This window comes from Alcaligenes sp. RM2 (assembly GCF_052931795.1).
Genome location: NZ_JBRFIO010000003.1, coordinates 135,986 through 155,613, shown reverse-complemented (window position 1 = coordinate 155,613; position 19,628 = coordinate 135,986). Strand labels below are relative to the sequence as shown.

The 19,628-nt window shown below is 56.8% G+C and carries 17 protein-coding genes; 9 read left to right on the top strand and 8 right to left on the bottom strand.

Going from position 1 to position 19,628, the window contains the following annotated elements:
• Nucleotides 1–77 precede the first annotated feature (77 nt).
• From ACU6HM_RS12390 to ACU6HM_RS12375, 4 genes are all read left to right on the top strand, one after another.
• Entirely contained in the window at nt 78–3,536 is a 3,459-nt protein-coding gene (locus tag ACU6HM_RS12390) for an indolepyruvate ferredoxin oxidoreductase family protein (RefSeq protein ID WP_250756130.1), read from the top strand.
• Between the two features lie 455 nt (nt 3,537–3,991).
• Nucleotides 3,992–4,897 carry a histone H1-like repetitive region-containing protein gene (locus tag ACU6HM_RS12385; protein ID WP_368044566.1) on the top strand — a complete coding sequence of 302 codons (906 nt, stop codon included), beginning with the start codon at nt 3,992–3,994 and terminating at the stop codon, nt 4,895–4,897.
• A 114-nt stretch (nt 4,898–5,011) separates the two neighbouring features.
• Entirely contained in the window at nt 5,012–5,575 is a 564-nt protein-coding gene (locus ACU6HM_RS12380; protein WP_009460629.1) for a YggT family protein, read from the top strand.
• Nucleotides 5,576–5,712: 137 nt separating this feature from the next.
• The gene (locus ACU6HM_RS12375; RefSeq protein ID WP_250756131.1) at nt 5,713–6,948 is read left to right on the top strand and encodes a methylated-DNA--[protein]-cysteine S-methyltransferase; all 1,236 of its coding nucleotides are present in this window, start codon (nt 5,713–5,715) and stop codon (nt 6,946–6,948) included.
• Between the two features lie 61 nt (nt 6,949–7,009).
• On the opposite strand, the gene ACU6HM_RS12370 is transcribed toward ACU6HM_RS12375, so the two are convergent.
• The 8 genes from ACU6HM_RS12370 to ACU6HM_RS12335 all read right to left on the bottom strand — a co-directional run bounded on the left by ACU6HM_RS12370 (nt 7,010) and on the right by ACU6HM_RS12335 (nt 13,775).
• Nucleotides 7,010–7,501 carry a glycine zipper 2TM domain-containing protein gene (locus tag ACU6HM_RS12370; protein WP_003801873.1) on the bottom strand — a complete coding sequence of 164 codons (492 nt, stop codon included), beginning with the start codon at nt 7,499–7,501 and terminating at the stop codon, nt 7,010–7,012.
• Between the two features lie 57 nt (nt 7,502–7,558).
• Nucleotides 7,559–8,500, bottom strand: a complete 942-nt coding sequence (locus tag ACU6HM_RS12365; RefSeq protein ID WP_009460622.1) for a carbohydrate kinase family protein — start codon at nt 8,498–8,500, stop codon at nt 7,559–7,561.
• An 8-nt stretch (nt 8,501–8,508) separates the two neighbouring features.
• Nucleotides 8,509–9,747: a zinc-ribbon and DUF3426 domain-containing protein gene (locus tag ACU6HM_RS12360; protein ID WP_369327169.1), complete on the bottom strand. Its 1,239-nt coding sequence runs from the start codon at nt 9,745–9,747 to the stop codon at nt 8,509–8,511.
• Nucleotides 9,748–9,771: 24 nt separating this feature from the next.
• A complete protein-coding gene (gene prmA / locus ACU6HM_RS12355) occupies nt 9,772–10,692 on the bottom strand; it encodes a 50S ribosomal protein L11 methyltransferase (protein ID WP_083054656.1) in 921 nt (306 codons plus the stop codon).
• Nucleotides 10,693–10,788: 96 nt separating this feature from the next.
• Complete coding sequence (gene accC, locus ACU6HM_RS12350; protein WP_009460612.1) at nt 10,789–12,138, bottom strand: acetyl-CoA carboxylase biotin carboxylase subunit; 1,350 nt, start codon at nt 12,136–12,138, stop codon at nt 10,789–10,791.
• 4 nt (nt 12,139–12,142) lie between these two features.
• Entirely contained in the window at nt 12,143–12,595 is a 453-nt protein-coding gene (accB, locus tag ACU6HM_RS12345; RefSeq protein ID WP_009460610.1) for an acetyl-CoA carboxylase biotin carboxyl carrier protein, read from the bottom strand.
• A gap of 86 nt (nt 12,596–12,681) precedes the next feature.
• A complete protein-coding gene (gene aroQ, locus ACU6HM_RS12340) occupies nt 12,682–13,116 on the bottom strand; it encodes a type II 3-dehydroquinate dehydratase (protein WP_009460608.1) in 435 nt (144 codons plus the stop codon).
• Nucleotides 13,117–13,277: 161 nt separating this feature from the next.
• Nucleotides 13,278–13,775, bottom strand: a complete 498-nt coding sequence (locus ACU6HM_RS12335) for a TlpA family protein disulfide reductase (RefSeq protein ID WP_026484403.1) — start codon at nt 13,773–13,775, stop codon at nt 13,278–13,280.
• Between the two features lie 108 nt (nt 13,776–13,883).
• On the opposite strand from ACU6HM_RS12335, the gene mpl reads away from it, so the two are divergent.
• From mpl to aroE, 5 genes are all read left to right on the top strand, one after another.
• Nucleotides 13,884–15,248 carry a UDP-N-acetylmuramate:L-alanyl-gamma-D-glutamyl-meso-diaminopimelate ligase gene (gene mpl / locus ACU6HM_RS12330; protein ID WP_446763862.1) on the top strand — a complete coding sequence of 455 codons (1,365 nt, stop codon included), beginning with the start codon at nt 13,884–13,886 and terminating at the stop codon, nt 15,246–15,248.
• Nucleotides 15,249–15,276: 28 nt separating this feature from the next.
• Nucleotides 15,277–15,864, top strand: coding sequence for a YqiA/YcfP family alpha/beta fold hydrolase (locus ACU6HM_RS12325; protein WP_336974200.1), 588 nt, complete (start codon nt 15,277–15,279; stop codon nt 15,862–15,864).
• Nucleotides 15,865–15,905: 41 nt separating this feature from the next.
• The gene (locus ACU6HM_RS12320) at nt 15,906–17,795 is read left to right on the top strand and encodes a ribonuclease catalytic domain-containing protein (protein ID WP_446763861.1); all 1,890 of its coding nucleotides are present in this window, start codon (nt 15,906–15,908) and stop codon (nt 17,793–17,795) included.
• Nucleotides 17,796–17,800: 5 nt separating this feature from the next.
• Nucleotides 17,801–18,670 (top strand): energy transducer TonB, encoded by an 870-nt coding sequence (locus tag ACU6HM_RS12315; RefSeq protein ID WP_009460600.1) that lies wholly within the window; start codon nt 17,801–17,803, stop codon nt 18,668–18,670.
• A 106-nt stretch (nt 18,671–18,776) separates the two neighbouring features.
• Entirely contained in the window at nt 18,777–19,628 is an 852-nt protein-coding gene (gene aroE / locus ACU6HM_RS12310) for a shikimate dehydrogenase (RefSeq protein ID WP_035270447.1), read from the top strand.

The following is a 19,628-nucleotide window of genomic DNA, read 5'->3' as shown; positions in this document are numbered from 1 at the left end:
AGGGAATACACGCAACTATAACGCAAAAAAAAGCGAGGGCAGACTCTCTATCATGATCTCTATCTGGAGGTTTCATCATGACGCAGTCCGTCGACACTCAATACAAGCTAAGCGACAACCTGACCGCACAATCAGGACGCATCTTTTTAACTGGCACACAGGCCCTGGTGCGCATGTTGCTGACCCAGGCTCGCCTGGATAAAGAACACGGTTTGAACACCGCCGGTTTTGTCTCCGGCTACCGTGGTTCGCCGCTGGGTGGCGTGGACATGATCATGTGGAAGGCCCAGAAGTATCTGGACCAGGCCAAGGTCCGTTTCCAACCCGCTATTAACGAAGACCTGGCCGCCTCCATGATTATGGGCACCCAACAAGCTGGCGAGCGTGCCGACCGTACCGTCGATGGCGTGTTCTCCATGTGGTATGGCAAGGGCCCCGGTGTAGACCGCGCGGGCGATGCCTTGCACCACGGCCATGCTGCCGGTGCCTCCCAACACGGTGGCGTCCTGATGATTGTGGGTGATGATCACGTGGCCTCGTCCTCGTCCATTCCCCACGCCAGCGAACAATCCCTGATCGCCTGGGGCATCCCGGTGGTCAACCCCAGCTCGGTTGAAGAATACGAACGCTTTGGTATCTGGGCCTGGGCCTTGTCGCGTTACTCCGGCTCCTGGGTAGCCTTCAAAGCCATTACCGAAACCGTGGAAAGCGGCCGCTCTTTCGAGATTGCCCCTCTGGATGATCTGGCCCCGGCCTTGGCCGACAAGCAAGGCGGCAAACACCCCTACGACCCCAGCAAATTCCTGACCCCTTCCATGGAAGGTACGCTGGACGCCCGCCTGGATAGCGTGCGTGAATTTGCTCACAAGTACAGCCTGGACCGCGTGCTGGAAGCGGCACCTGATGCGCGTATCGGTATTGTGTCCACCGGCAAAGCCACACTGGATACGCTGGATGCGCTGCAACAGCTCAGCAGCCTGAAAGATCTGCCCGCCATTCGCCATCTGAAAATTGGTTTGAGCTGGCCTGTTAACCCGCAATCGCTGAACGATTTTATTGAAGGCCTGGACCACGTTCTGGTCATTGAAGAAAAGGGCCCAATCATTGAAGACCAGTTAAAGAATCTGCTCTTTAACCGTGCCCAGCGCCCTACGGTGTCTGGCAAGCGCGATATCGAAAATGAAGTGCTCATTCCTGCCGATGGCCAGCTCAGCCCTGCCCGTGTGGCCGTGGGTCTGCGTCGCTGGCTGGGCCATCACGCCAATGTGCAGTTGCCTGCCTGTACGGTGCAAAACCTGGCACCGATTGATACCAATGGTCTGACTCGTCGCCCCTACTTCTGTTCGGGCTGTCCGCACAATACTTCCACCAAAGTACCCGAAGGCAGCCAGGCTATGGCGGGTGTGGGTTGCCACTACATGGCGACCTGGATGGACCGCAAAACCCGTGGACTGACTCAAATGGGTGGCGAAGGCACGGACTGGGTGGGCCTGTCGCCCTTCATCCAGACCGGCCACATGTTCCAGAACATGGGTGAAGGCACGTATTTCCACTCCGGCTATCTGGCGATTCGTCAGGCCATTGCCGCGGGTGCCAACATTACCTACAAGATTCTGTTCAACGATGCGGTTGCCATGACAGGCGGTCAGCCGGTTGACGGCCCGATATCTGTGCCTCGCATTTGTCAGCAGACCATTGGTGAAGGTGCGCGTCGTGTGGTCATCACCACCGATGAGCCAGAACGCTATCGCGGTGTCAGCCTGCCTGCCGGTGTGGACGTTCATCACCGTCGCGAGCTGGATCGTTTGCAGCGCGAACTGCGCGAGATCCCCGGCGTCACCATTTTGATTCACGACCAGACCTGTGCGGCTGAAAAGCGCCGTCGTCGTAAAAAGAACGAGTACCCCGATCCTGCCCGTCGCCTCTTTATCAATAAGGCGGTCTGCGAAGGCTGTGGGGATTGCGGCGTGCAATCGAACTGCTTGTCTTTGGTGCCTGCTGAAACTCCCGAAGGCCGCAAGCGCCAGATCGACCAGTCCAGCTGTAATAAGGACTACTCCTGCGTGGACGGTTTCTGTCCCAGCTTTGTGTCGGTGATGGGCGGTGCCCTGCGCCGTGGCGATCAAAACGGTCAGGCCGATATGAAAGCCCAGTTGCTGGCCAAGCTGGACACGCTGCCACAACCCAATATTCAAGCCAAGGACTGCAATGTAATTGTGGCCGGTGTGGGTGGTACTGGTGTGATCACTATTGGTGCGGTGCTCTCCATGGCGGTACACCTGGAAGGCCGCTCCAGCTCCGTGCTGGACATGACGGGCCTGGCACAAAAAGGCGGCACCGTCATCAGCCACATCCGTCTATCTGCCAATAAAGAGAACACGGGTGCGGTGCGTGTCGATCCCGGCCAAGCCGACCTGGCGATCTTGTGCGACGTGGTGGCCGCCGCTCACCCCAATGCCCTTTCCTGCCTGCGTCCTGGTCATACCCACGCCATCATCAACGAATACCTGGCCCCCACGGCCGAGTTCACCCGCAACCCGGATGCCCCTTTGGATGCCCAGCACTTGCTGAGCCAACTCAAGACCACCGCTGGCGAAAACCAGGTGCGCTCTTTCAATGCTCACCAGGCTGCCACCCTGCTGTTTGGCGATAGCCTGTTGTCCAATATGCTCTTGATGGGCATGGCTTGGCAGCAAGGTTCCATGCCCGTTAGCAGTGCGGCTGTTGAACAGGCTATCCGCCTGAACGGTGTGGCGATTCAAGCCAACCTGGATGCCTTCCATTTGGGTCGCGTGCTGGCTCACGATGAGAAAGCACTGGCCAGCCTCCTGGCTCCAGCCGCTCAGGTCGTAACCTTGCAGCGTCGCGAGACACTGGAACAAATCATGCAGCGCTGCACCAGCAGCCTGGAGCAATACCAGAACGCCGCTTATGCCCAGCGCTTTAGCAGCACCATCAATGCTCTGCGTGAAGCCGAACAGAAACTGCGTCCGGGTCAGCGTCCTACTTTGACGGAAAAAGCCGCACGCAGCTTGTACAAACTGATGGCCTACAAGGATGAGTACGAAGTTGCTCGCCTGTTCAGCTCGCCCGCTTTCCGCCAGGATCTAGAGCAGCAATTTGAAGGTGACTTCTCCTTGCGCTTTCACTTCGCACCACCTTTGCTGGCACGCCGTGATCCATCTACCGGCCGCCCGCGCAAGATCACATTGGGCCCACGCACCGCCACCTTGCTACGTTGGATGGCGAAAGGCAAAGGTCTGCGCAACACGGTACTGGATCCATTTGGCTACACCCATGAGCGTCGTATGGAACGTCGCTTCTGGCGCGAATATCAGAGCCTGCTCAACAGCTTGAGCAAGAACCTGAATCAAGCCAACTACGCCACAGCGTTGGAACTGGCCGAGCTGCCCCAACAATTGCGCGGCTTCGGTCCCGTGAAAATGGAATCGGCCAAGAAGTATGAAGCCCGCTTTGCCGAGTTGTCGCAGCAGTTGAAAAACACTGGCCCGGAAATTCAGGCTGTTCCCGCCTAAGCCTTGCCCACTGCGGCTTTCGAAACGATTAACCTGCCCTTTCAGCCCTGCTTATGCAGGGCTTTTTTTTGATTTGAAGCGACATTGAAAAGCATCAATCAACCTCGAATTAAAGACCGTTTTCAAGCGCCTTTTCCATGCTTAACACAGGTCTTTCAAAGCATGAAAAGGCCATGCAATCGATCCAGCAATGCGTCAAAAATCAGAGACTTGGATGCGACTATGGGCCGATTGCACGTGTCCAGAACGCAACTTATTTGAGACAGCAGACACCGATTCCTAATTCCATAAGCCCCAAGCCATGATTAATGCTTGACTGTGTAGGGGCTTGCGTTAGACTTCTAAGCGTATAAGGTATCGACCTTAAACGCCTGCGTCATTTGAAAAAGGCCATTGCAGTTTTCCAGGCCAGGTCAAATGGGTGTGGACAAACTAAAGACTTGTTCTCAAGGAGCATGATCATGGCAACAGCCAAGAAAGGCGCAGCAAAAGCAGAAAGCACAAAAGCCGTTAGCCCCAAAAAAGCAACGCCAGCAAAAGCAGCCGCAGCACCCGTAAAAGCTACTGCTACCAAGACCAGTCCCAGCAGCAAAACCGCTGCCCCCAAGTCCCCCGCTAAAACCACCGCTACCAAGACCAGCAAGGCTGCTGTAAAAGCCCCTGCCAAGTCTGCAAGCAGCGCACCCGCCAAGAAAACGGCTGCGAAAAAAACAGCGGTAAAGAAAGCCACTCCAGCAAAAACCACGGCTGTTAAAGCCGCTGCGACCAAGACAAGCACCGCTAAAACCGTAGCCGAAAAAGCAGCTGTTAAAAAGACAGCCGCTAAAAAGGCGGTAGCCAAGAAAGCCGTTGTCAAAAAGGCCGTCGCTAAAAAAGCGGTAGCCAAGAAGACGGTGGCAAAGAAAGTGGTTGCCAAAAAATCGGTAGCTAAAAAATCAGCTGCGCCCAAAACGGCCAGCGCCAAACCCGCTACCACCAAACCTGCTGCCACCGCTGCCGCAAAAAAACCGGCCAGCACCAAGGCAAGCAAACCCGTGGCCAAAAAAGCCACCCCCAGCAAAGCGGCAGCGAAACCTGCCACCAAAACCGGCACCAAAGCAGTTGTAAAGACCGCGGCTAAAAAAGCCAGTCCTGCTACCAGTGCCAAGAAACCCGTAGCTCCAAAGAAGAAAGAAGTTAAATCCGTGACCGCAGAAACCAAGACTCCAAAGACCAGCACAACGACTAACGCCACCGCTAAAGCAGGCAATAAAACAGCGGCTCGCAAAGCGACCAAAACAGCAGCAGCGCCTGCCGAACCTCGCCGCGAAGATGTCAATCCTGCTGGCTCCTGGCCCTTCCCAACAGGCAAGCGTCCTTAAGCACACGCTACTTTTATGTTTCTCCTCAAAGAGCCACCCTGATCAGGGTGGCTCTTTGGTTTGTAGCACTTGCATGCGACAATTCCCTCTCCCATCAATTCATACCAAGCAACTATGTTCAGTGAAGTCGCCCTCTTCCTAATCCATATTGTTCTGTCGCTGCTGGGCACGATTTTGCTACTGCGTGCCTGGGTGTATGCGCTCAGAATCCATCCCTTCAACCCTTATTCGCAAGCTATGTTCAAGGTCACGGACTGGCTGGTCATGCCTTTGCGCCGTGTCATTAAAAGCGGCAACCATTGGGACTGGACCTCTTTGTTCGCCGCCTGGCTTAGCGCCCTGGTATACCTGGTCTTGAGCGCCATGGTACTGACCGGATCGGTGTCCATGCTCTCGAACTTCCCCATGTTCTTGCTGGCAGCCGTCTTCACCGTTCTGCGCTGGACCTTGAGCCTGATCTTCTGGGTGGTCCTGCTGCAAGCGCTACTATCCTGGATTCAGCCACAATCGCCCAGCATGCCCTTGCTGCGTTCCATTACGGCCCCCTTGCTGGACCCGATCCGTCGCGTCTTGCCTGACCTGGGTGGTCTGGATTTGTCGCCGCTGGTCGTCCTGCTGCTGACTCAAGTGCTCAATATGGTCATCACGCGCACCGCTTTCAGTCTGGTGCCAATCTAAGCACAGCGGACTGTACGCATGAAAAACCTGGGTATAGCCCAGGTTTTTTTTATCCTGAATTCAAGAGCAAGAATCAGGATGTCTTGTGCGAAAGTGGACCTTATACTGGCCTCACCACCAATCAGCAGGCCACTTCCATGACTCGCCTTCCATCAAAACCAGACACATCCAGCCGCTACCGCGAGGCCGAACAATTCCTGGCCGCACTGGACCCCGACTGGCAAGCGCTGGTCGCCCACGTGGGCCCTTGCATCCATCAGCCACGCCCCGAGCGCGACCCTTACGAAGCCCTGATCCGCTCTGTTGTGTATCAGCAGTTGCATACCCGGGCGGCTGAGCGCATCCTGCAACGCCTGATTGATATCTATCCGCACGGCCATTGCCCAACGCCCGAGGAAGTGCTGGCGACGCCGTATGACACCCTGCGCGCTTGTGGCTTGTCCGGTGCCAAAGCCAATAGCATTCTGGGCCTGGCCCAGGCTCGCCTGGATGGCATCATTCCCGACCAGGCCACCGCTTTGCAAATGCCGGATGAAGAGCTGATCAAGCGGCTGACCACGCTGCGCGGCATAGGTCGCTGGACGGTGGAAATGATGATGATGTACACGCTGGAGCATGAAGACATTCTGCCCGCGGACGACTTTGGGGTGCGCGAGGGCTATCGCAATTTGAAGCAGCTGGACAAGGCTCCCTCAGCCCGTGTCTTGCGTGAAATTGGCCAAGCTTGGGCACCCTACCGCAGCGTGGCTTCCTGGTACTTGTGGCGCATGCCCAAACAGGCGCCAGCATTGGCACCTTCTTCGAACAAGGTAAATCGCGCCCCGCGCTCGCAGGACAAGCCCGTTCGCCAACAAACTCCAAGTAGCCCTCTTTATTTTGCGATTGCCCAATGCAGCTTGGGTACATTGCTCGTTGCCGAAAGCGAGCGCGGGATTTGTGCGATTTCCCTGGCCGATGATGCCAAAGTCTTGCTGGAACAGTTGCAAGAGCAATTCAAGGCCGCTGAGCTGATCGAAGCCGATCCGCAATTCAATCAACGAGTGGCCCAGGTCGTTGCCATGGTAGAAGAGCCGACCCTGGGCTTGGATCTGCCCCTGGACATCCAGGGCACCCCTTTTCAACAACGTGTCTGGGAGTTTCTACGTCATATCCCAGTAGGCCAGACCTTGAGCTATACCGAGATTGCCGAACGTCTGGGCATGCCCAAAGGCGCCCGTGCCGTGGCACGAGCCTGCGCCACCAACACCTTGGCCATTGCCATCCCCTGCCATCGGGTCGTGCGGCAAAGCGGGGATCTGGCAGGCTATCGTTGGGGCCTGGAGCGCAAGAAAACCTTGCTGGAGCGCGAACGCCCCCAAAAGGCTCAGCGCTGACAGGCGTAAAAAAACCCGGCCAATGGCCGGGTTTTTTATGCACCAAGCACTAAAGCTCTGATTACATGGGCACCACGCGAGTTGGGCCATTACCACTAAGCATACGTACACGCTGACCAACGGACAGAGGTACATCGGCTTCCTGGGCCACCACACGGGTTTCGCCATTATCCAGTTGAACCGTGATTTCCAGACCCTGGGTCTTGCCCATGCGGTTTTCAACCGCATTACCAACCAGACCACCCAGAATCGCACCACCGATACTGGCCAGGATGCTACCGCGGCCACCACCAATGCTGCTGGCAGCGACACCACCCAAGGCTGCGCCACCCACGGTGCCCACGCCCGAATTCTGGTCTTCCTGAATAGTGACGGCGCGTACCGAAACCACGGTACCCAAACGCACGATCTGTTCGCGCTGAGCCTGACCGTAGCTGTATACCGAGCTGGATGCCGATTTATTGGCACAACCTGCCAGCAAAAACACGGGGGCTGCCAGACTCGCCACTACCAGCAGACGCACTTTGGGTCGATCGAAAAAAGAAACGTACATACGGTTTACTCCAAAAAACGTAGCTGGCCGAATCATAAAAAACTATCGAGCGCTCTTTTACAGACTGCGCTCAATACCATAGTGCTGTTTTAGCATGGCCGAGATATCTGACCGTTTAAATTCATGATTTTGCGGGCCATCCGCCTGAATTTTAATACTGCCCATCAAGTTACCCAAGCTGCAAGCCTCCTGCCAGCTCCAGCCTTTTGTAAGACCATATAACAAGCCTGCGCGATGAGCATCGCCACAGCCGGTGGGATCCACCACATTTTCCACGGGCACAGGGGCAATCTCGTAAGTCTGACCATTGTGATAAAGCGTGCTGCCATGCTCTCCATGCGTCACGACAGCGGCTTGCAAGCCCTGGGCGATCTCGGCCATGCTCTTGGAGGTGCGCTGCTCGATAACTTCAGCTTCGTATTCGTTAGCCGTAAGAACTTGACACAGTTCCAGCATCTCCAGCAGGTCCTCACCCGCGAACAAAGGCATGGCCTGACCCAGGTCGAAAATAAAGGGCGTACCCTGCGCATGCAGGTGGCGGGCATGAGCAAACATGCCGTCTTTGGAATCCGGAGCCACAATGCCCCATGCCGCTTCCTGACCAGACAAATCGATCTGGGCAGAATTGATCATGGCGCCCGGGTGGAAAGAGGTGATCTGGCTGGCGGCCAGATCTGTGGTGATAAAGCATTGAGGGGTGAACATCTCGGGCATCACACACACCATGCTGGTATCAATACCCAGGTTCTGCAGACGCTGTACATAATCCACACCGTCGCTGCCAACAGCCCCCACAGGAACAGGCTGGCCACCCAGCATGTTCAAGGTGTAGGAAATATTACCCGCACAACCGCCCCACTCTTTACGCAAGCTGGGCACAAAGAAGGACACGCTCAGGGTTTTGATGCTGTCGGGCAAGATGTGATCTTTGAAGTACCCCTCGAAAACCGCGATCGTATCAAACGCGATCGAACCACATACCAGCACTCGCTCGGTCATAAATTACCTTAAGGAAAAAAAGGGCTAATCTGGTAGCCATTAACTTGGAGCTGCCCGGTATTCAAAGGCAGGCGCACCATGATTTCACTGCGCGCTGCAAAAGCAGGCTCACGTCGCTCGGAAGCCAGGTACTGATCGGGCGTAATATTGCGCCGGGCGATCAGGGCTCCGGAAAAATCTTTCAAATCCAGTACCAGCGTAGGCCACTCCTGGGGCCGTTCAAACTCGTTGCGCAGCGTAAAGCCCAAGGTGGACTGTCCGGGCTGATTCGGCGCTTTATGCAAGGCCGAAGCCTGCACGCGAATCTGGTCCAGACGACGTTCGTAGGGAACCTTGCACGACAAGGTCTGACACGCGCTCTCGAACACGGGGCGCAGCATGGGTATCTGGCTGACAATCTGTACGCGATACACGTACATCAGCTGCACGACGAACAGGACAACGCCCAGAACGCACAAGCTGGTCCAGATCAGTGAACCCACACGCTGACCAAAGCTGGCTTCGCCCTCATAACGTGTCTCGCGTTGCAAGGCTGGGTTGGGGTCAATGACCCAGCCCTGCTGAAAATCCTCGCCATCCCTATCATGCGTACCATCAGCCTGACGCGAGGGGAAAGAGGCGCGCAAGGCACTGGCACGGTCGCCCACACTGAACTCAGGCTCGGCAGCCGACCACGATGCCTGACCAATATGATGGTCCCCATCTGGCTCAGAAACAGAGCCGGTCGATACGAAAAACGAGGTGTCCTGATCATCCTGCGGCAAAGGCTCGTGTCTGGAGCGGGCGCGAATGACTGACGGCTCTACCGCAGGCTCTGCCGGGCGGACAAAAGGCTCGGTAGCTACAGCAGCAGGCGCGGCCGGAGTGACAGGTGCTTGTGTCAGGATGGAGTCGGGGAATTTGCGTACCTGCAAGGACTCGTGGGCCGTACCTTCATCACGCGGCGGGGCATGACGGGAGTGCTCCACAAATCGCGGCCCTGGAATGGGCGCTTGCAGGTCCACCGACTGCACCTGTTCCTGCCGTGGCGAAACAGGTGGCTCGGACGCCAGGCGCGGCTCGATCTGAACCGGCGTGGCGGGGGAATGATAGGAAGGCTCAGGGGCTTGCTCATCAATGACTTCTTCAAAGCCATCGAAGATATGCGCACATTGAATGCAGCGTATATAGCCCCGGCGGCGTTGCAGCGTTTCTACACTAGCTGCAAACGATGTCCCGCAACGGGGGCAGCGAGTCTTTAGCTCCATGAACTCACCTTAAGTTCTGCCGTCTTATAACGGGCGTTGACCAGCCAAACACACCCAGCCATCGCGCTCCTGCCAGACCGACATGGGCAAGTAGGAGGAATAGACCTCGATCATTTCCTCGGCCTGCCAATCGTAAATACCGGACAGGATCAGATGCCCGCCCGGTTTGACACGGTTGGCCAGCATGGGAGCCAGCATACGCAGGGGATTGGCCAGAATGTTGGCGACAACCAGATCCGTTTGCCCGGCGGGCATGGCATCGGGCAGCAAGCCTTCAACCTCGACCTGATTGACTTGCGCATTGTAGCGCGTGGCAATCACGGCCTGCTCGTCAATGTCCACACCAACCGTATGGCCAGCACCCAGCTTGCGGGCGGCAATCGCCAAAATACCGGAGCCACAACCGTAGTCCAGCACGGTCTGACCCGCTTGCACATGATGGGCCAGCCAATCCAGACACAAATGCGTCGTGGGGTGACTGCCGGTACCAAAGGCCAGGCCGGGGTCCAATTCAATGCGCACCAGGCCGTCATCGCCTTCCTGGGCGGCTGGCAGGTCCTCATCGTCCTTGTGCCAGCTGGGCACAATCAAGATACGATCGCCCACCGGGATGGGACCAAACTGTGATTGCGTCAAACGAACCCAATCCTCGTCGGGCACTTCGCGCACGCTCCACTGAGCCTTTGCAGGATCCAGCACACCGGCTTCAAAAAGTGGTTGCAACAACTCTTCAGGCTCCAGCTCCTCGGGCAGCAAGGCCACCACCCGATTTCGGTCCCAGGCCAGCACATCCGGTTCGATACCAGGTTCGCCAAACAGGGGCTTTTCCTGGTCGGTATCACCATCGGCATCTTCCACCGACACCGACAAGGCGCCCGCCTCAAGCAAGGCATCGGACAAGCGCTCGGCCTCGTGTTCCTGGCAGCTCAGTAAGAGTTCACGCATACATAGTTTCCATAAAGCAAAACAGGGGGCTCGCCCCTGTTTTACATAGTCATCATTCTTGTCAGGTCAGGCCTGTGGCCTGACCTGTTGCTGCCCTTACTTGCTACGTTGGGCCAGCTTTTGTTCCAGGTAGTGAATGCTGGTGCCGCCTGCCTTGAAGCTGGCGTCCTGCATCAATTCCCGGTGCAGATCCACGTTCGTCTTGATCCCTTCCACCACCATTTCGGACAAGGCAATGTCCATACGGGCAATGGCTTGCTCGCGCGTCTTACCGTAGGTAATCAGCTTGGCAATCATGGAATCGTAGTACGGCGGCACGGTGTAGCCGGTGAACACGTGCGAGTCGATACGCACGCCAGGGCCACCGGGAGTGTGCCACTTGGTAATCAAGCCCGGGCTTGGTACGAAGTTGAATGGATCTTCCGCGTTGATACGGCATTCGATCGAGTGACCTTCAAACTCGATGTCACGCTGGCGCAGCACGAACTTCTCGCCTGCGGCTACTTTGATCTGCTCCTGGACCAGATCAATGCCGGTGATCATTTCGGTGATGGTGTGCTCGACCTGAATACGGGTGTTCATCTCGATAAAGAAGAACTCGCCGTTTTCGTACAGGAATTCAAACGTACCAGCACCGCGGTAACGCATGCGACGGCAGGCATCAGCACAACGCTCGCCGATGCGTTCGATCAGGCGACGTGGAATACCTGGAGCCGGTGCTTCTTCAATCACTTTCTGGTGACGACGCTGCATGGAGCAGTCGCGCTCACCCAGCCAGACTGCATTGCGATCACCATCAGCCAATACCTGAATTTCGATATGGCGTGGATTCTCGAGGTACTTTTCCATGTAGACCTCGGGATTATTGAACGCAGCAGCGGCTTCGGTTTTGGTCGTGGCAACGGCCGTCAGCAAAGCAGCTTCGGTGTAGACCACGCGCATGCCGCGACCACCACCACCGCCAGAGGCCTTGATGATGACCGGGTAGCCCACTTCACGGGCAATGCGCACGATTTCTGCGGGATCGTCGGGCAAGGCGCCATCCGAACCGGGAACCACAGGCACACCGGCCTCGATCATGGCTTTTTTGGCCATGACCTTATCGCCCATCGTGCGGATGTTCTCGGGACGTGGGCCGATAAAGACAAAACCGCTCTTTTCGACACGATCAGCGAAGTCCGCGTTTTCAGCCATAAAGCCGTAGCCGGGGTGAATGGCTTCCGCATCGGTGACTTCTGCTGCCGAGATAATGGCAGGCATGCTCAGGTAGCTGTCACGGGCTTGGGCGGGGCCAATACACACGGCCTCGTCGGCCAGACGCACGTACTTGGCACCACGATCAGCTTCAGAATAAACGACGACTGTCTTGATACCCATCTCGCGGCAAGCGCGCTGGATACGCAAGGCAATTTCGCCCCGATTGGCGATTAGGATTTTTTCAAACATATCATCAACCGATGACGAACAGAGTCTGACCGTATTCCACCGGCCCGCCGTTTTCAACCAGAATTTCCTTGATCACGCCGGACTTGTCGGCTTCGATCTCGTTGAGCAGCTTCATGGCTTCGATAATGCACAAAGGCTCGCCTTCCTTGACCGTCTGGCCCACTTCCACAAAAGGAGCAGCGCCTGGGCTAGGAGCACGGTAGAACGTGCCGACCATAGGAGCCTTGACGGCGTGGCCTTCGGGAACGGCGGGTGCAGCGGGAGCTGCGGCAGGAGCGCCAGCGGCGGGGGCTACCACCTGGGCTACAGGAGCCTCGGGAGCATAGACCACGGGAGCTGCCGAGCTTTGCGAAAATTTCACAATGCGAACCTTGTCATCACCTTCAGTGATTTCCAGTTCGGCAATGCCAGACTCGGCTACCAGATCGATCAGGGTTTTGAGTTTTCTAAGATCCATGCGTACTTCCCGCAACGCCGCACTAGCCACTGACTGGGTCAGGACGGCATTAAAAAAATATTGGTCAAAAAAACGAAACGAACCGCCTAACTATTCAAAGCAAACCGCAGCGCGGCTTCATAACCGTAGGCCCCCAAACCAACAATGACACCGCTAGCGATGTCAGAGAGATAGGAGTGGTGACGGAACGGCTCACGACGGTGAACATTGGACAGATGAACTTCAATAAACGGAATACCGACACCGGCAAGCGCATCCCGTATCGCCACGCTGGTATGGGTGTAGGCCCCAGCATTGATCAGGATGAAATCCACGCCCTCGGTACGGGCTTGATGAATTCGATCGACGAGCCCGCCTTCGTGATTACTTTGAAAAAAATGACACTGCGCGCCATGCTGGTCGGCCAGCACCTGTAAACCACTGTTGATATCGTCGAGAGTCTGATGTCCGTAGACATCGGGTTCTCGGGTACCCAGCAGGTTGAGGTTGGGCCCGTTAAGGACCAGGACATGTTTCGCCATAGCGGATTTTTCGTCAAGACAGACCGCCTTTTTACGCTAAATAACGTCATTTGTCCATAAACCTGCTTGGCTTACAAACAGTTAGCATTGGTCCCATCCCGTTTGAAACAGGGGTGGACCAGACCGGCAATTTGACGAAATTAAGCGAAAAAGTCGGCCAGTTAGCGTTGAGCTTTAATAACTTCGTCCAACTTTTCGGGATCTATCTGGCCCAAAATGCGTTCGCTGACCCGGCCATTGCTGCCAAACACGACAGTAAAGGGCAATCCGCCCTTTTTATTGCCCACGCTGCGCATTTGTTTCAGGCCGCCCGAACCAGCCAGCAAAATGTCGTAACTGACCGGCACGCGTTCCAGAAACTCTTTCACGTTATCCAGCGAGTCCACTGCAATACCCACAAAGTTCACCTCGGGGTAGCGTTTGTGCAGTTCCTGCAGATCCGGCATTTCCTTGACGCAAGGTGCACACCAGGTCGCCCAGAAGTTGACCACCAGGGGCTTGCCTATATAAGTAGAGAGCGCACGATCTTCGCCCTGAAGATCCTTGAAGCTTTGCGCCAGGAAGGGGTCTGAAGGCAGCAAACTGGCCCAAGGGGCGGGATGCAGGGCCAAAAGACTTGCACACACTAGCGATTTCTGCAGAAAAAGACGCCTACGCATACCGGCTCACACCTGAAAAAATATCATCTGGGGATGATAGCACCGGCCCTCACCAAAGCTCACGCATCAGATCAAACAGTCGTCTAGAATACAGGCCGGAGGATTGTCATGCACATACATATACTAGGAATTTGCGGCACATTCATGGGTGGTCTGGCCCTGATTGCCCGCTCGGCTGGCCATACGGTTACCGGTTGCGATGCCGGGGTCTACCCGCCCATGAGCACGCAGCTGGAAGAACAAGGCATTGAGCTTATTGAAGGCTTTGGCGCAGAGCAAACCAGGCTGTCCCCTGATCTCTATATAGTGGGCAATGTAGTTACGCGCGGTAATCCTCTGATGGAAGCCATTCTGGATCAGGGTCTGCCTTATACATCCGGCCCGCAATGGCTGGGCGAGAACATTCTGCACAAGCAGCACGTTCTGGCCGTGGCCGGCACGCACGGCAAGACCTCCACCAGCTCCATGCTGGGCTGGATCCTGGAACAGGCCCAGCTGTCCCCCAACTTCCTTATCGGTGGCGTGGCCCCCGGCCTGGGTGTGTCGGCCCGCTTCAATCCAGAACAATCCTTGTTTGCGATCGAGGCCGACGAATACGACACCGCCTTTTTCGACAAGCGCTCCAAATTTGTTCACTACCGCCCCCGCACGGCCATCCTGAACAATCTGGAATACGATCACGCTGATATCTTCCCTGATCTGCACGCCATCCAGACCCAATTTCACCATCTGGTGCGTACCATCCCCTCCACCGGGCTGATTCTGCGTCCCACCCACACCCCCAGCCTGGACGAAACCCTGGCCCGTGGATGCTGGACGCCGGTTGAACAGTTTGGCCCCGACGGAGATTGGGACAGCAAGGCAATCAGCGCCACCTCTTTCGACGTGATGTTCAAAGGCCAGTCCCAAGGCATCGTCCAATGGACACTGACCGGCGAACACAATCGCCTGAACGCTCTGGCCGCCATCGCCGCTGCCCACCATGTGGGCGTCAAACCTGAACAGGCTTGCGCGGCACTGAGCCAATTCGCCGGCATCAAGCGCCGCATGGAAGTGCGTGGCGTGGTCAATGACATTACCGTCTACGACGATTTTGCCCATCACCCTACCGCCATTGCTACTACGCTAGCCGGTTTGCGCAGCCAGACAGGTAAAGCCACCCGAATTCTGGCCGTGTTGGAGCCACGCTCCAACACCATGAAGCTGGGTGCCATGGCTGCCCGCCTGCCCGGTTCGCTGGAAGATGCCGACCTGGTTTTTTGCTACGGCGAGACCCAGGGCAAGCACGCGCTGGGTTGGGATGCGGCCAAGGTCCTGGCTCCTTTAGGGGATCGCGCCACAGCGTGGAATGATTTGGATAAAATGGTTCAGGCCATTGTTCAGGCCAGCCAGCCCGGCGATGCCATTGTCGTGATGAGTAACGGCAGCTTTGGCGGCATTCATCAGCGCCTGCTGGATCAACTGTCACGCTGACCCTCTTATCTATATAGCAGGTGCCTCCATGATCCTCTATCTACACGGCTTTCGTTCCTCGCCTTCGTCCTACAAAGCGCAGCGCCTGAAACAAACCATGCAGGACAGAGGCTTGCTGCACCTGTGGCGCTGCCCGCAATTGCCCGCCAGCCCGGCCCAGGCCATTGCCATGTGCAAGCGCATTGTGGACACGGCAATGCAGGCGGGCATGAGCGCCGATCAATTGTGTGTGATCGGCTCCTCGCTGGGCGGTTACTATGCCAGCCACCTGGCGCAGCACTATCACAGCCGTGCCGTGCTGCTTAACCCGGTGGTCTACGCAGGGCGCGATCTGGCTACGCAGGTGGGCGAGCATGTCTGTTATCACTCGCCCGCCCCGTTTCACTTCCTGCCCGACTATGTGGATGAGCTCAACGACATTCACGTACCACGCCCCAGCGATCCCCAGCGCTTTTACCTGCTGGCCGCCAAAGGTGATGAAGTCCTGAACTGGCGCGAGATGGCGGACTGGTACAAAGGCAGCCAAGGTCACATTCTGGAAGGCGGAGATCACGGCCTGACCGACTTTGATCCCTGGATCGACGAAATTTTGCGCTTTGCCCTGCAACAACCTTAACTATCTTTACCGGATGGCCAGCACCATCCAGATGGAAAATCATGTACGTCCTTTTTGAAGACAGCGGTAATTTCAAAGCAGAAAAAATATTTTCTGACAGCGATACCACCATGCAGGTGGAATCCGCGTCTGGCAAACGCAGCAAAATAAAGAAAAACAGCGTTCTATTTACCTTTGAGCAGCCCGCCCCGGCAGAACTGCTGGAAAAAGCCCAAGCGCTGGCCGAATCCCTGGATATCAATTTTTTATGGGAATGCGCCCCCCAGGAGGAGTTTGAAGCGTCCACGCTGGCACAGGATTATTTCGGTCACGCGCCCAGCGCTGTCGAAAAAACCGGCACCATCTTTGCCCTGCACAGCGCACCCGCCTACTTTCACCGTCGTGGCAAAGGGCTGTACCGCCCTGCTCCGCCAGAAATTTTGCAAGCCGCTCTGGCCGCCATTGAAAAGAAACGCCTGCAGCAAGAGCAAATCCAGACCTGGGCCGAACAGATGATCAAGGGCGAACTGCCGCCCGAAGTTGCCGAGAAAGCCGGCACCTTCCTGACTCAGCCAGACAAGAACACGCTGGAGTGGAAAGCGTTTGATCAGGCCCAGAAAGAACTGGGTGTCAGCACGGAAAAGCTGCTGCTGTCGCTGGGTGCCTGGTCCAATCCACTGACTTTGCATCAACATCGCTTTTTGGCCGCGCACTTCCCCAAAGGGACGGGCTTTCCGGAGATTGCCCTGCAAAATTGGGGGCAGGACCTGCCCGAGGCCGATGTCACCGCCTACTCGGTGGACGACGCCAATACGATTGAAATTGACGACGCCCTGTCCGTCCAGCATCCGGAACCGGGCCGCCTGCGTATCGGGGTTCACATTGCCGTGCCTTCGCTGGCCTTGGCTCGTGGCAACGAGATCGACCAGATTGCCCGCAATCGCATGGCAACGGTATACACACCGGGCTACAAGATCCCTATGCTGCCGCCTGAGCTGATCGCGCATTTCTCCCTGGATCAAGGGCAGACTCGTCCTACCCTGTCGCTGTATGTAGACGCCGACATCAGCACTGGTGAAATCCTGTCGCATCAGACTCGTCTGGAACGCATTACCGTGGCGGGCAACCTGCGCCAACACGAGCTGGACCCGCTCATCAGCGAAGAAGCTCTGGCCGACGAAAACGCCGAACTGCCCTATGCACAATGGCTGCGTCCGCTATGGAACTTCTCGCGCCAACTGTCAGCCCAGCGTGAAGCCGTGCGTGGCAAACCGGAAAACAATAACCGTGTGGAATACAGCTTCGAGCTGGATGGCCCGCACGACGATCCAAACTCCATCATTCGTCTGGTGCCACGCGTGCGCAATGCGCCGCTAAGCCTGCTGGTGGCTGAATACATGATTCTGGCCAATCAGCTGTGGGGCGGTTTGCTGGCCGAGCACAATGTGCCCGGTATTTACCGCTCCCAGCAGTTCATGCGTACGCGTATGTCCACCACCCCCGGCCCGCACGAATCCATTGGTGTGCCGCAATACATCTGGTCGACCTCGCCTCTGCGCCGTTATGTGGACCTGATCAATCAGGGCCAGATTCTGGCGGCGGCCGAGCACGGCATCTCCGCACGCCTGGCCGCCCCCTTCCAGCCCAAGGATGCGGATCTGTACGCCATTATTGGCGCCTTTGAATCGCAATACACCCAGTGGTCGGACTACCAGTCGTCTCTGGAGCGCTTCTGGTGCCTGCGCTGGCTGCAACAAAACGACATCAAGCAAGTCCAGGCCAACTTCATCAAGGAAGATCTGGTGCGCCTGAGCAATGCGCCGCTGGTTCTTCATGTCCCCGGCCTGCCAGCACTTGAACGTGGTCAGGAAGTCACGCTGGATCTGTTGTCCTTCGACGAACTGGCTTTGACGGTGGAAGCCCGTTTGCGCTCGGTCGCCACGGCTGACTGACGATCATGACCAAGCTCGACCGCCGCCACGCGCCCAAAGACTATTTGTGGCTGGCGGTCGCCCTTTCGGCACTGATTCATCTTTTGCTGATCTTCTGGCCGGCTCGCGCGCCCTCGCCCGCACCAGCCAACAGTCTGGATGTAGCACTGGTCAATTTCAGTACCGACTCGGCACCGTTAAGTCCCCAACTGTTAGCGCAGTTGAATCTGGATGGCGGCGGAGAGCATCAGCAAGGGCAAGCCAGCAATCCTTTGCCGCTGACCGATCCCAATCTGCCGAATCAGTTAGTGCTGGAAGCCTTGCGTGCACGCCAGCAAAGCCTGGAAGCTGAACAGCAGCGCCTGCTGGGCGAGCTGGAAAGTCAGGACAAGGCACCTTTGTCGACACCCAGCTTTGAATATATTGGCGCGTCCATTGAGCCCGGCCCGGACGACCATGATCTGGACCCACAAGTGCAAAATAGCCAACTGGCGATTTTGCGTGAGCAGATTCGTGAACAACAACGCCAACCCCGCTACCACTATGTAGGCCCCAGCGCCAAAGCCAGCGAACAAGCCCAGTACCTGGATCAGTGGCGTCAAAAAATTGAGCAGACCGGCACCCGCCACTATCCGAAGCAAAATGGCGAGCAACTGTACGGTCAACTGCAAATGACAGTCTATATCCGGCGCGATGGCAGCCTGCTGCGTGCCCAGATTACTGAGCCTTCAGATCAGGCCGCCTTGAATCTGGCGGCCCGCCGCATTGTGGAACTGGCCGCCCCCTTCGCCCCCCTGCCCGAACAAGTGGCTCCTGGCGCGGATGTACTCGTCATTACCCGCAGCTGGAGTTTTACGCATGACAGGCTCAGTATGCACGGCACGGATGTGCAATAAGATCGTATTGTCCACAGCAAGCTCTGGCAAAAGCAGACCCTAGGGTAAAATATGCGCTTTCAGCCTTGGGGCTGACACCTCACAACAAGACAAGCATCGCTTAACCATGCCCGACACGACTCCCGCCAAGCGCTACGGCGTTATTGGTCACCCTATCGAGCACAGCCGCTCTCCACAAATCCATACGCAGTTTGCCAGCCAGTTCAATCTGGCCCTGAGCTACGAGCGCATTCTGGCACCACTGGATGGCTTTAACGCCACCGTGGAGGAGTTTTTCAAGGACGGCAGCGGCCTGAATGTCACCTTGCCCTTCAAAGAGCAGGCTTATGATCTGGTGGGCCCACGCTTGAGCCGTCGCGCTCGCATGGCCGGAGCCGTCAATACGCTATGGCTGGAAGATGGACAGTTGCATGGCTGCAATACCGATGGCGTGGGCTTGTGCTCGGACCTGCTGCGTGTCGGCCACAACCCGGAAGGCAAGCGTATCTTGCTGATCGGTGCAGGTGGTGCCTCGCGTGGAGTGGTGTTCCCCTTATTGGAAGCCGGTTGCGAAATGCTGCACATCATCAACCGCACCAGCGCCAAAGCCTACGACATTCGTGAGCAGGTCGTTGCTCTGGACCCGGATGCCTCCCGCCGCCTGAGCGCGGGCGGTCTGGACGATCATTGTGGCGACTGGGACATTGTGATCAATGCCACCTCGGCCAGCCTGAACCAGAATCTGCCCGAACTGCCAGATGCCCGTTATCGCAGCAACTCTCTGGCCTACGATATGTTTTATGCCAGCGAACCCACTGCCTTCATGCGTGCCGCCGAGCAAGCCGGTGCCACACATAGCAAAGATGGCCTTGGCATGCTGGTAGGCCAAGCGGCCGCCAGCTTTCAGATCTGGCACGGCGTAGAGGCCGATGTCGAACCCGTACTGGCCCAGCTGCGCCAGGACATCGGACAAATCTGA